Origin of the sequence: Paracoccus panacisoli (assembly GCF_042435015.1) — a bacterium.
GTDB lineage: Bacteria > Pseudomonadota > Alphaproteobacteria > Rhodobacterales > Rhodobacteraceae > Paracoccus > Paracoccus panacisoli.
In genome coordinates this window covers 22,423-33,930 of the sequence record NZ_JBHMQU010000018.1, presented here as the reverse complement: position 1 = coordinate 33,930, position 11,508 = coordinate 22,423, and the positions used below count along the sequence as shown (strand labels likewise).

Genomic DNA, 11,508 nt, shown 5'->3' with positions numbered 1-11,508 from the left:
GCCGCGGTCGCGGCCCGGCCGGGGGCCTCGGGCAGGCGGGCGTCACGCTCGGCCGCGGCACGCTCGGCGGGGCGCAGGGCCTCCATCCGGGTGCGCAGCAGCACCGCCTCGGCCCGCAGCTCGGCGATCGCGCGGGCGAGGCCCACGGCGATCCACACCAGCACCAGCGGCAGGATCACCGCCACCGCTGCGGCCAGTCGCGCCAGCCCGCCCGGCTGCGGCGCATCCGCCGGCCCCAGCGCCCAGAACAGCAGCACCAGCACCAGCCACAGCGCTGAGACGACCGCCCCGACCAGCACCGCGCGGTCGCCCGCGTCGTGTCCCGTCCCGGTCCGCCACCCGCGCAGCTCGGCCTGCAGCCGGCCGATCAGCTCATTCATAGCGGATCGACAGGATCTCGTAGGATTTCTGCCCGCCCGGGGTCGTGACCTCGACGCTGTCGCCCTCGTCCTTGCCGATCAGCGCGCGCGCCAGCGGCGAACGCACGTTCAGCAGCCCGCGCTCGAGGTCGGCCTCCTGCTCGCCCACCAGCTGGAAGCTCTTTTCCTCGTCGGTGTCCTCGTCCACCACGGTCACGCGGGCACCGAACTTGACGCTGCCCGAGAGCTTCGAGGTGTCGATCACCTCGGCCCGCGAGATGATCATCTCAAGCTCCTTGATGCGGCCCTCGATGAACGACTGCTTCTCGCGCGCGGCGTGGTATTCGGCGTTCTCGCTCAGGTCGCCGTGCTCGCGCGCCTCGGCGATGGCCCGGATCACCGCCGGGCGCTCGACGGCCTTCAGCTCGCGCAGTTCCTCGTCCAGCTGGGCGTGGCCCGCCCGCGTCATCGGTATCTTTTCCATCTCGTCCCCATGCGCCCGACGGGCGCCAGCCGTGTCAAAACGCCCCCGGCGGTCACGCAGGGGGCGTCTGGTTCGCGCGCATCGTGGCGCAGCCGGGCGCGTGACGCAAGCGGCCCCGCCGCCGTGCGCGGCCCCCCGCCGCCGTCCCGGCGCACCCGTGCGCGCCGCCGTTCATTCCCCCGTCCGCGCCCCCGCCCTGCGACACAGCCGCGCGACAGGGAATTGCGTGCGACCCGCACACCGCGTCACGATTGTTTCGCGGCCGGTTACCGCATATGTCACAGGGCGACCGCGCAAGCAGCCAGGCCGAAGGGGAGACGCCATGTCCGCAATCGAACGCGAATCGATGGAATACGACGTGGTGATCGTCGGGGCCGGACCCGCGGGTCTGTCGGCCGCGATCCGGCTCAAGCAGATCGAGCCCGAGCTGAACGTGGTGGTGCTGGAAAAGGGCTCGGAGGTCGGCGCCCACATCCTCTCGGGCGCGGTGCTGGACCCCTCGGGGCTGACCGCGCTGATCCCCGACTGGAAGGAAAAGGGCGCCCCGGTCAAGACCGAGGTCCACACCGACAAGTTCGTGGTGCTGGGCGAGGGCGGGCAGTTCCGCATCCCCAACTGGCCGATGCCGCGGCTGATGTCGAACCACGGCAACTACATCGTCTCGATGGGTAACGTCTGCCGCTGGCTGGCCGAGCAGGCCGAGGCGCTGGGGGTCGAGATCTTCCCCGGCATGGCGGCGTCCGAGTTGGTCATGGACGGCAACCGCGTCGCCGGCGTGGTCGCGGGCGAGATGGGCAAGGAGCCGGACGGCTCGCCCGGCCCCTCCTACGAGCCGGGGATGGAGCTGCGCGGCAAGTACGTCTTCATCGCCGAGGGCGTGCGCGGCAGCCTCGCCAAGCAGCTGATCGAGAACTACGGCCTGTCCGAGGGCCACGAGCCGCAGAAGTTCGGCATCGGCATGAAGGAAATCTGGGAGATCGACCCCGCCAAGCACAAGGAGGGGACGGTCGTCCACACCATGGGCTGGCCGCTGGGCAAGGCCGCCGGCGGCGGGTCCTTCATCTATCACGCCGAGAACAACCAGGTGTTCATCGGCTTCGTGGTACACCTGAACTACGCCAACCCCTATCTCTACCCCTACGCCGAGTTCCAGCGCTTCAAGCACCACCCGATGGTGGCCGAGCTGCTCGAGGGCGGCAAGCGCGTGGCCTATGGCGCCCGGGCGATCAGCGAGGGCGGCTGGCAGTCGATCCCGAAGCTCACGGTGCCGGGCGCGATCCTGCTCGGCTGCTCGGCGGGGCTGGTGAACGTGCCGCGGATCAAGGGCAACCACAACGCGATGCTGTCGGGGATCGCGGCGGCCGAGGCGGCGGCGGCGGCCATCGCGGCCGGCCGCGAGGGCGACGAGCTGACCGAGTACGAGAGCGACCTGCGCTCGGGCCCGATCGCCCGCGACCTCAAGCGGGTGCGCAACGTCAAGCCGAGCTGGTCGCGCACCGGCATGATCGGCTCGCTGATGCTGGGCGGGGCGGACATGTGGTTCGCCAACCTCTTCAACCGCAACATCCTGGGGACGTGGAAGCACGGCAAGTCCGACGCCGCTGCCACCGGCAAGGCGGCGAAGTACAAGCCCATCGACTACCCTCGCCCGGACGGCAAGCTGAGCTTCGACCGGCTGACCAACGTCGCCTTCAGCTTCACCAACCACGAGGAAAGCCAGCCCTCGCACCTGAAGCTCAAGGACCCCTCGGTGCCGATCCGGGTCAACCTGCCGGAATACGCCGAACCCGCGCAGCGCTACTGCCCGGCCGGGGTCTATGAGGTGGTCGAGGACGCGAGCGTCCCCGAGGGCGCGCGCTTCGTGATCAACTTCCAGAACTGCGTCCACTGCAAGACCTGCGACATCAAGGACCCGAGCCAGAACATCGTCTGGACGACCCCGCAGGGCGGCGACGGCCCGAACTATCCGAACATGTGATTTCGGGGGAGGCGCGTGACGGCGCCGTCGGACCGGGGCTCTGCCCCGGACCCCGGGATATTTCAGCAAGAAAGAATGAGGAGGGGCGGTCTGCGGGCCGCCCCGTCCCGTTTGCGGGTCTGGAGGGCTGCGGGTGAGCCGCGCGCTAGGCGTCGGGCCGCGCCCTGTCGCTGGTGGAGTAGCGAGCGCGTCTCGCTGAGCGACACTCGCGGCCGCGGGCAGGTGTGTTGCACCACACGCCGCCCTGTTCGCCTCTGCGGTTGCGTCGTGCCAAGCGCCAGTCGCGGCCGCTCCCATCAGCGCAGCTTGCCTCGCCCTTCGGTCACCCATCAACGCCGCGCGGGCACACCACGCCCCACCTCCACCGCGTCTCTCTGGCCCAAATACCCGGCGACCTCCCCGGACCGTGACCGCCCGCCGGGGACCGGGGCGCCCGGCGGCGTTGCCGCCGCCTGCGCCAGCGGCTAGGGTCCGGCGGCATGACACCGACAACCGGGGCCCCCGCTGCGATGAAGCCTGCGATGAAGCCGATCCTGATCCTCGCCGCCGCCGCCGGAGTTTCGGCCACCGCCGTCGCCGCGCTGACGCTGGACCTCTCGACCCCCGCCGCCCCGGCGCAGCCCGCCGCCGTGCGGGTCGCGCAGGCCGCCCCCGTCGCCGCCCCCGGCCAGACCGCGGACCCCACCGCGCCAGCCTCTGACGCCACCCCCCGGCAGGCGCAGCTCATCAGCGACGCGCCGGTGCCGCCCTCGGGCCATACCACCCGCATCCAGCCGATCCCCGGCCGCGCGGGCCCCTATCTCGCCGCCCGCCTCGCCGCCTCGCGCAACGATTTCGCCGTCGCCGCCGATTACTTCCGCGCCGCCGTCGCCCATGACCGCACCGACCTCTTCCTGCAGGACGGGGCGCTCGTCTCGATGGTCTCGGCCGGGCAGATGGACGACGCCGCGACCATGGCGCAGGGCCTCGTCGACGGCGGCCGGACGACCGAGCTGGCCGGGCTCGTCACCCGCGCCGCGCTGGCCCGCAAGGGCGACTGGGCGGGCGTGCTGGCGATGCTCGACAAGATGCCCTCGACCCCCGGCGGGGCCGGGCCGCTGATGGACGGCATGACCCGCGCCTGGGCCGAGATGGGCGACGGCCGCGCCTCGGACGCCTTCGCCACCTTCCAGAAGCTCGAGCGTCAGCGCGGCGCGGCGGGCATCGCGCGCTTCCAGCTTGCGCTCGCCAAGGCCAGCGTCGGCGATTACGAGGGCGCCGAGGCGGCGCTCGCCGATCCCGAAAGCGCCGGGCACCTGATGGGCATCGTCGCCCGCGTGCAGGTGCTCTCGCAGCTCGAGCGCAATGCCGACGCGGTCAAGCTGCTCGACGATCTCGACGCGCTCGAGTCCGAGCCGGCGCTCAAGCTGCTGCGCGACCGGCTGGCGGCGGGCGAGAAACTGCCGTTCGACGTGATCAAGAGCCCGGCCGAGGGCCTCGCGCAGGTCTTCGTCACCTTCGGCGGCGCGCTGATGGGCGGTGAGGACACCGACCCGCTGGCGCTGATCTACGCCCGCATCGGCCAGTACCTCGCCCCCGACATGGCCGAGGCGCAGCTGCTGGTCGCCCAGCTGCTGCAGAGCGCCGGGCAGTTCGACCTGGCCGAGACCGAGTTCCAGGGCCTGCGCGCCAAGGGCGACCTGCGCCCCGCGGCCGAGCTGGCCCGCATCGACGCGCTCGCCCGCGCCGACCGCCGCGCCGATGCCGAGGCCGCCGCCCGCGCCCTGACCGAGACCTGGCCCGAGCTGCCCTCGGCCTGGGTGGCGCTGGGCGACCTGCTGCGCCAGCAGGACAAGTTCGCCGAGGCGGTGCCGGTCTATGACCGCGCGCTCGAGCTGCTGGCGAAAGAGACCGACCCGCAGGCGAGCTGGTTCGCGCTCTACGCCCGCGGCATCGCGCTGGAACGCTCGGGCCAGTTCGACCGCGCCGACGCGGATTTCCAGGCGGCGCTGAAGCTGCAGCCCGAGCAGGCGCCGATCCTGAACTATCTCGGCTACAGCTGGGTGGACCGGAACGTGCGGCTGGACGAGGGGCTGGACCTCATCAAGAAGGCCGTCGCACTGCGCCCGGACGACGGCTACATCCTCGATTCGCTGGCCTGGGCCTATTACCGGCTGGGCCGCTATCAGGATGCGGTCGAGCCGATGGAGAAGGCCGTCTCGGCGATGTCCGACGACAGCCTCGTGAACGACCACATGGGCGACATCTACTGGATGGTCGGCCGCAAGCGCGAGGCCGAGATCCAGTGGAAGCGGGCGCTGAGCCTGTGGAAGCCCGCCGACACCGACACCGACCTGAACCGCGTCCGCGCCAAGCTCGAACGCGGGCTGGACGAGGTGCTGGCGGCGGAAAAGGCCAACGGCGGCAAGCTACCCGAGGGCTGGGGCCAGCCCGAGCCGATGCCTGAAGCGGCGCCCGAGCCCGCCGCCGCGCCGGCGGATGTGGCGCCCGTGGACACCGCGCCCGAGCCTGACACCCCGGCCCCGCCCGGCGCCGACGACGGCGAACCGGTGCCGCCGCGCCCGTGACCTCCGCCGACCGGGCTGCGGTCGTGCGCGAACCCGCGCCCGCCAAGATCAACCTCGCGCTGCACGTGACCGGGCGGCGCGCGGACGGCTATCACCTGCTCGATTCGCTGGTCGTCTTCACCGAGCTGGGCGATCGCGTGAGCCTTTCCCCCGGGCCGCTGTCGCTGACCCTCACCGGGCCCTTCGCCGGCGCCATCCCGCCCGGCGACGACAACCTGTGCCTGCGCGCGGCCCGCGCCGTGGGGGCCGCGGCGGCGATCACCCTGGACAAGCGCCTGCCGCCTGCGTCGGGGATCGGCGGCGGCACCGCCGACGCCGCCGCCGTGCTGCGCGCCCTCGGCCGCACCCCCGACCGACCCGAGGCGCTCGGCGCCGACCTGCCCGCCTGCCTGATGAGCCGCAGCCTGCGGATGCAGGGGGTGGGCGAGATCCTCACCCCCGTCACCCTGCCCACGCTGCACCTCGTGCTGGTCAACCCGCGGGTCGAGGTCCCCACACCCGCCGTCTTCGCCGCCCTGACCTCGCGCGAGAACCCCGGCCTGCCCCCGTTCCCCGCCGACGGCGACTGGCCGGGCTGGCTCACGGCGACCCGCAACGACCTCGAGCCGCCGGCTTTGCGCCTCGCGCCCGTCATCGGCGACACAATCGCCGCGCTGGCCGGCCAGGGCGCGCAGATCGCCCGGATGTCGGGGTCCGGCGCCACCTGCTTCGGCCTCTTTCCCGACGCCCCCGCCGCCCGCGCCGCCGCGGCGGCCATCGCCGCCGCGCGCCCCGGCTGGTGGGTCGAGGCCACGCGCAGCATCGCGGGGCTACCCCCCGCCGCGCCCCGCGGCTAACCTGCCCCGCACGACCAAGCCGGGGGGACCGCCATGCTGCGACTGGGCGTCAACATCGACCATGTGGCCACCGTCAGGAACGCCCGCGGCACCCCCTGGCCCGACCCGCTGCGCGCCGCGCTGCTGGCCGAGGCGGCCGGCGCGGACGGCATCACCGCCCATCTGCGCGAGGATCGGCGCCACATCTCGGACGACGACATCGCCCGGCTGGCGGATGCGCTCAGCGTGCCGTTGAACCTCGAGATGGCGGCCACGCCCGAGATGCAGGCCATCGCGCTGCGCCACAGACCCCACGCCGTCTGCCTCGTCCCCGAAAAACGCGAAGAGCGGACCACCGAGGGCGGGCTGGACGTCGCCGCCGACGCCGCGCGGCTGGCCGACTACATCGCGCCGCTCAGTGCCGCGGGGGCGCGCGTCTCGCTCTTCATCGGCCACGACCCGCGCCAGATCGAGGCTGCCGCCCGCGTCGGCGCCGCCGTGGTCGAGCTGCACACCGGCGCCTATTGCGACTACGACACCGAGGGCCGCCACGACCTGCGCGACGCCGAGCTGGCCGGGCTGGCCGAGGGCGCGCGCCTCGCCGCGTCACTGGGGCTCGAGGTCCACGCCGGCCACGGCCTGACCTTCGACACCGTCGGGCCCATCGCCGCAATCCCGGAACTCGCCGAGCTGAACATCGGCCATTTCCTGATCGCCGAGTCGATCTTCACCGGCCTCGGCCCCGCCATCGAGGAGATGCGCCGGCGGATGGACGCCGCGCGGGGATGACCCGCCCGGTGCGCGCGCCATGAGCCTGTTGCGCCGGATCACCCGCGCCCTGCGCCTGACCCTCGCCGCGCTGGGCGGGATCTGGTCGGTGCTGATGATGCTGGTCATGGCCGGCTCGCTGGCGCTGAGCGTCGCCATGACGATGCTGCCGGCGGTGTTTTCTGCCGTCGCGGGGGTGGTCGAGGGGGTGACCGGCCTGCGATCCCTCGCCACGCGGCAGTCCGACGACCTGGCCCGGGTCCAGGCCCGCGCCGCCGCCGAGGCGGCCGAGCGGCGGGCGGCGACCGGCCGGGCCGACAACCTCGCCCGCGAACTGGCCGACAGCCGCGCCGCCAACGCGCGCCTGGCGCGCGAACTCGCCGACGCGCCCGTCACCTATCGCGGCAGCCGCATGGCGGCGCGCCAGGCGGTCAAGGACACCGCCACCCGCGTCTCGCGCCGCACCGCCATCGCCACCACCCGCAACGTGGCCAGCATGGCGGGCGAGGCGCTGCCGGTGATCGGCATCGGCGTGATCGCCGCGGCGACGGCGTGGGAGCTCGCCGACGCCTGCGCGATGATGGGCGAGATGCGGGCGCTCGACGCGGCCTTCAATCCCGACGACCCGGTGCGCGAGGACGAGGTCTGCGGGATGGAGGTGCCGACCCGCGCCGAGCTGTGGGAGAAGGTCCGCGCCAGCCCCGGCGCGGTCTGGGCCGGGGCGCAGGGGCTTTACGACGACCTGCCGGAACTGTCGGCGGCCTATGGGCGCGGCGCGGGCTGGCTCGGCGGGCTCTGGGATCAGGCCTTCGGCGAGGACGCCCCTGCCGCGCCCCCGCTGCCCCGCGAGGGGCTTCCTGCTGGCCCGGGCACCCGGACTCCCTCGGCCACGGGCGCGGCACCATGATCCTCGGAATCGGCACCGACCTCTGCAACATCGACCGCATCGCCGCGGTGCTCGACCGGCACGGCGACCGCTTCCGCCAGCGGGTGTTCACCGAGACCGAACTCGCCCGCGCCGCCCGCCGCCCGCATGAGGCCGCGACGCTGGCCAAGCGCTGGGCGGCGAAGGAGGCGTGCTCGAAGGCGCTCGGCACCGGGCTCGCCATGGGCATCGCCTGGCGCGACATGGCGGTAACGAACCTGCGCTCGGGCCAGCCGACGATGACGCTGACCGGTTGGGCGGCCGAGCGGCTCGCGGCGATGACCCCGCCGGGGCATCGCGCGGTGGTTCATGTGACGCTGACCGACGATCACCCCTGGGCGCAGGCCTTCGTGGTGATCGAGGCGCTGCCAGCCGCGACGTCCGCGGGCTGAGCGCGCAGCGCCCCGCGGCTGACGTTGGCGCGGGTGGTGCGGCCGGCTGCCTCCGGCGGGGATATTTGGGTCCAGCCCGAGGGGCGGCGCGCGGGGCCAGACGGGGCGCTCAGGCCCCGCACCGCTTGACTTCCGCCGCCTTGCCTGCCCAAGAACCCGCACCACAATCCCGCGCCTGTCGCGGGCATCCATGACAGCGACACGGGGCACACATGGCGCGCAGCACGGCCAAGGAACAGGGCGGCATCTGGGAAACGGTCAAGACCGTATTCTGGGCGCTGGTGATCGCCGGGGTCTTCCGGACGCTGTTCTTCCAGCCCTTCTGGATCCCCTCGGGCTCGATGAAGGACACGCTGCTGATCGGCGACTTCCTGTTCGTCAACAAGATGGCCTACGGCTATTCGCGCCACTCCTGCCCGTTCTCGCTCTGCCCGATCACGGGCCGCATCCTCGAGCGCGCGCCCGAGCGCGGTGACGTGGTGGTGTTCCGCCACCCGACCCGCGGGGTGGATTTCGTCAAGCGGGTGATCGGCCTGCCGGGCGACACGGTGCAGCTTGCGGGCGGGCAGGTGATCCTGAACGGCCAGCCGCTGCCGCAGACCCGGAACGGCGTGTTCAGCGAACCGAAGCTGCCGCAGGGGCCGGGGCGCACGCTGCCGCGCTGCTGGAACGAGCCGGTGCCCGAGGGCGGGGCCTGCGAGAAGCAGCGCTTCACCGAGACGCTGCCCAATGGCGTGGCCCATGACGTGCTGAACATCCTCGACGGCTGGCCGCTCGACGACACGCCGGTGTTCACGGTGCCGGCCGGCAACTATTTCTTCATGGGCGACAACCGCGACAACTCTGAGGACAGCCGCGTGCCGGCCATCGCCGGGGGGCTGGGCTTCGTGCCGGCCGAGTATCTCATCGGTCGCGCCGACCGGGTGATGTTCTCGTCGGCGGGGTCGTCGCTGCTTTACTTCTGGACCTGGCGCGCGGACCGCTTCTTCCGCGCCATCCACTGACATGGCCGGGCCGCGGCCCTCGGCCGAGCTGGTCGCCTTTCAGCGGCGGCTGGGCCACCAGTTCGCCGACCCCGCGCTGCTGATCCGCGCGCTGACCCACTCGAGCCTCTCGTCGCCGACCCGGCCCGACAACCAGCGGCTCGAGTTCCTGGGCGACCGGGTGCTCGGCCTCACCATCGCCGAGGCGCTGTTCCACCACGACCGCGGCGCGACCGAGGGGCAGCTCGCCCCGCGCCTCAACGCGCTGGTGCGCGGCGAGACCTGCGCCGAGATCGCCCGCGAGATCGGGCTGGGCGAGGTGATGAAGCTCGGCCGGTCGGAGATGCTGACCGGCGGGCGCCGGAAAGAGGCGGTGCTCGGCGACGCGATGGAGGCCGTGCTGGCCGCGGTCTACGTCGATGCCGGGTTCGACGCCGCGCGGGCGCTGATCCTGCGCCTCTGGGGCGACCGGATCGAGGGGGCCGAGGCGGCCTCGCACAACCCCAAGACCGTCCTGCAGGAATGGGCGCAGGCCAAGGGCATGACGCCGCCGCGCTATGAGATCACCGACCGCAGCGGCCCCGACCACGCGCCGCAGTTCCGCATCACCGTGACGCTGGACGACGGGCGCAGCGCCGAGGCCGCGGGCACGGGCACCAAGCGCAGCATCGAGCAGCTGGCCGCGCAGGCGATGCTCGACGCGCTGGACGGGGGCGCGTAGGGCGGGCACGGCCATGAGGGCGGCCGATGGAACCATCCGCCCGCCGTTCGCATGAACTGTGCATGAACCCTGCATGAATGCTGCATGAACACCACACCAGCCGTGAGAGGCCGATGACCGACCCGACCGAGACCACCCAAGACACGCCGGACGCCCCGACCCGCGCCGGCTTCGTCGCCCTGATCGGCGAGCCGAACGCCGGCAAGTCCACGCTGCTCAACCGGCTGGTAGGGGCCAAGGTCTCGATCGTCACCCACAAGGTCCAGACCACCCGCGCCCGGATCCGCGGCATCGCCCTGCACGGCCCGGCGCAGATCGTCTTCGTCGACACGCCCGGGATCTTCCGCCCGCGCCGCCGGCTCGACCGCTCGATGGTCGCCGCCGCCTGGGGCGGGGCTGCCGACGCCGACATCGTCGTGCTGCTGGTCGAGGCGCATCGCGGCCTGACCGACGGGGTGCAGGCGATCCTCGACGCGCTGAAGGCCCGTCAGGGACAGGCCCCGGTGGCGCTGGCGATCAACAAGATCGACCGGGTCAAGGCGCCGGAGCTGCTGGAGCTGTCGCAGGCGCTGAACGCCGCCTATCCGTTCGCCCGCACCTTCATGATCTCGGCCGAGCGCGGCCACGGCACCGCCGACCTGATGGACTGGCTTGCCGCCGAGCTGCCCGAGGGGCCGTGGCTCTACCCCGAGGACCAGATCGCCGACCTGCCGATGCGCCAGATCGCCGCCGAGATGACCCGCGAGAAGCTGACCCTGCGCCTGCACGAGGAAATCCCCTATCAGCTCACCGTCGAGACCGAGAGCTGGCAGGAGCGCGAGGACGGCTCGGCCCGCATCGACCAGGTGATCTATGTGAGCCGCGAGGGGCACAAGGGCATCGTCGTCGGCAAGGGCGGCGAGACGATCAAGGCCGTGAGCCGGGCCGCGCGCGAGGAGCTGGCCGAGTTCATGGGCCGCCCGGTGCATCTGTTCCTGCGCGTGGCGCTGCGCGAGAACTGGCTGGACGAGGCCGAGCGCTACCGCGAGATGGGCCTCGACTTCCGCGACGGGGACTGACGGGTGGAGCCGCGGCTGACCGCCGGCCTCAGGGTCGCGGCGCTGCTCAGGCGCGCCGACCTGGCCGGGCGGGGGGCCTATGTCGTCCACCGCGGGGACGAGACGGCCGGGGCGCTCGCCGTGTCGGTCGTGCGTCCGGGCGGGCAGGCCGAGCTCTGGGCGCAGGAGTATGACTTCGCCACCGACGCGCGGGCGTGGGTCGCGCAGGCCACCGGCACCCCGCGCGAGATCGACGCCGCCATCGCCCGCCGCCGCGCCGCCGACCCCGACCTCTGGGTGCTCGAACTCGAGCTGCGGGACGGCGAGGCGGTCGCGGATTTCGCCGACTGACAACCCCAAGCCTTGGGTGAACGAGGCGCCGCTGAGCCTCGGCCGGGCCGGGGTACCTGGGCAAGAAAGACGCCTTAGGCGCGGCGCGCCCGCCTCGGGCTGGACAAAAATATCCCCGCCGGAGGCAT

General features: G+C 72.9%; 11 protein-coding genes and 1 pseudogene. 10 read left to right on the top strand and 2 right to left on the bottom strand.

The window, feature by feature from the left end; translation table 11 throughout:
• Together ACFHYO_RS05195 and greA are read right to left on the bottom strand one after the other, a co-directional pair.
• Nucleotides 1-380, bottom strand: a pseudogene (locus tag ACFHYO_RS05195) (hypothetical protein); the annotation flags it as partial.
• Nucleotides 373-843, bottom strand: coding sequence for a transcription elongation factor GreA (gene greA, locus ACFHYO_RS05190; RefSeq protein WP_036702885.1), 471 nt, complete (start codon nt 841-843; stop codon nt 373-375). The pseudogene ACFHYO_RS05195 and the gene greA, both read right to left, overlap by 8 nt.
• Before the next feature lie 322 nt (nt 844-1,165).
• Between greA and ACFHYO_RS05185 the strand changes: the two genes are divergently transcribed.
• From ACFHYO_RS05185 to ACFHYO_RS05140, 10 genes are all read left to right on the top strand, one after another.
• Nucleotides 1,166-2,821 carry an electron transfer flavoprotein-ubiquinone oxidoreductase gene (locus tag ACFHYO_RS05185; RefSeq protein WP_168783001.1) on the top strand — a complete coding sequence of 552 codons (1,656 nt, stop codon included), beginning with the start codon at nt 1,166-1,168 and terminating at the stop codon, nt 2,819-2,821.
• Nucleotides 2,822-3,342: 521 nt separating this feature from the next.
• On the top strand, nt 3,343-5,388 hold the full coding sequence (locus tag ACFHYO_RS05180; RefSeq protein WP_394318864.1) for a tetratricopeptide repeat protein: 2,046 nt from the start codon (nt 3,343-3,345) through the stop codon (nt 5,386-5,388).
• Entirely contained in the window at nt 5,385-6,224 is an 840-nt protein-coding gene (locus tag ACFHYO_RS05175) for a 4-(cytidine 5'-diphospho)-2-C-methyl-D-erythritol kinase (protein WP_394318862.1), read from the top strand. Before ACFHYO_RS05180 ends, ACFHYO_RS05175 begins: the two co-directional genes overlap by 4 nt.
• A 33-nt stretch (nt 6,225-6,257) precedes the next feature.
• Nucleotides 6,258-6,992: a pyridoxine 5'-phosphate synthase gene (locus ACFHYO_RS05170; protein ID WP_394318860.1), complete on the top strand. Its 735-nt coding sequence runs from the start codon at nt 6,258-6,260 to the stop codon at nt 6,990-6,992.
• Nucleotides 6,993-7,011: 19 nt separating this feature from the next.
• Entirely contained in the window at nt 7,012-7,878 is an 867-nt protein-coding gene (locus tag ACFHYO_RS05165) for a hypothetical protein (protein ID WP_394318858.1), read from the top strand.
• The gene (acpS, locus tag ACFHYO_RS05160; RefSeq protein WP_036733813.1) at nt 7,875-8,288 is read left to right on the top strand and encodes a holo-ACP synthase; all 414 of its coding nucleotides are present in this window, start codon (nt 7,875-7,877) and stop codon (nt 8,286-8,288) included. The genes ACFHYO_RS05165 and acpS overlap by 4 nt, the downstream gene beginning before the upstream one ends.
• A 212-nt stretch (nt 8,289-8,500) precedes the next feature.
• Nucleotides 8,501-9,292, top strand: coding sequence for a signal peptidase I (gene lepB / locus ACFHYO_RS05155; protein WP_394318856.1), 792 nt, complete (start codon nt 8,501-8,503; stop codon nt 9,290-9,292).
• 1 nt (nt 9,293) lies between these two features.
• Nucleotides 9,294-9,992 carry a ribonuclease III gene (gene rnc / locus ACFHYO_RS05150; protein ID WP_036702510.1) on the top strand — a complete coding sequence of 233 codons (699 nt, stop codon included), beginning with the start codon at nt 9,294-9,296 and terminating at the stop codon, nt 9,990-9,992.
• A 113-nt stretch (nt 9,993-10,105) separates the two neighbouring features.
• Nucleotides 10,106-11,050 (top strand): GTPase Era, encoded by a 945-nt coding sequence (gene era, locus ACFHYO_RS05145; protein WP_394318854.1) that lies wholly within the window; start codon nt 10,106-10,108, stop codon nt 11,048-11,050.
• Between the two features lie 3 nt (nt 11,051-11,053).
• Nucleotides 11,054-11,380, top strand: coding sequence for a DUF1491 family protein (locus ACFHYO_RS05140; protein ID WP_394318852.1), 327 nt, complete (start codon nt 11,054-11,056; stop codon nt 11,378-11,380).
• The last annotated feature ends 128 nt before the right edge of the window (nt 11,381-11,508 follow it).

Coding starts and splice junctions, on each gene's coding strand:
- greA (WP_036702885.1), bottom strand. CDS start 843: ATGGAAAAGATACCGATGACGCGGGCGGGCCACGCCCAGCTGGACGAG.
- era (WP_394318854.1), top strand. CDS start 10,106: ATGACCGACCCGACCGAGACCACCCAAGACACGCCGGACGCCCCGACC.
- ACFHYO_RS05185 (WP_168783001.1), top strand. CDS start 1,166: ATGTCCGCAATCGAACGCGAATCGATGGAATACGACGTGGTGATCGTC.
- rnc (WP_036702510.1), top strand. CDS start 9,294: ATGGCCGGGCCGCGGCCCTCGGCCGAGCTGGTCGCCTTTCAGCGGCGG.
- ACFHYO_RS05165 (WP_394318858.1), top strand. CDS start 7,012: ATGAGCCTGTTGCGCCGGATCACCCGCGCCCTGCGCCTGACCCTCGCC.
- ACFHYO_RS05180 (WP_394318864.1), top strand. CDS start 3,343: ATGAAGCCGATCCTGATCCTCGCCGCCGCCGCCGGAGTTTCGGCCACC.
- acpS (WP_036733813.1), top strand. CDS start 7,875: ATGATCCTCGGAATCGGCACCGACCTCTGCAACATCGACCGCATCGCC.
- ACFHYO_RS05170 (WP_394318860.1), top strand. CDS start 6,258: ATGCTGCGACTGGGCGTCAACATCGACCATGTGGCCACCGTCAGGAAC.
- lepB (WP_394318856.1), top strand. CDS start 8,501: ATGGCGCGCAGCACGGCCAAGGAACAGGGCGGCATCTGGGAAACGGTC.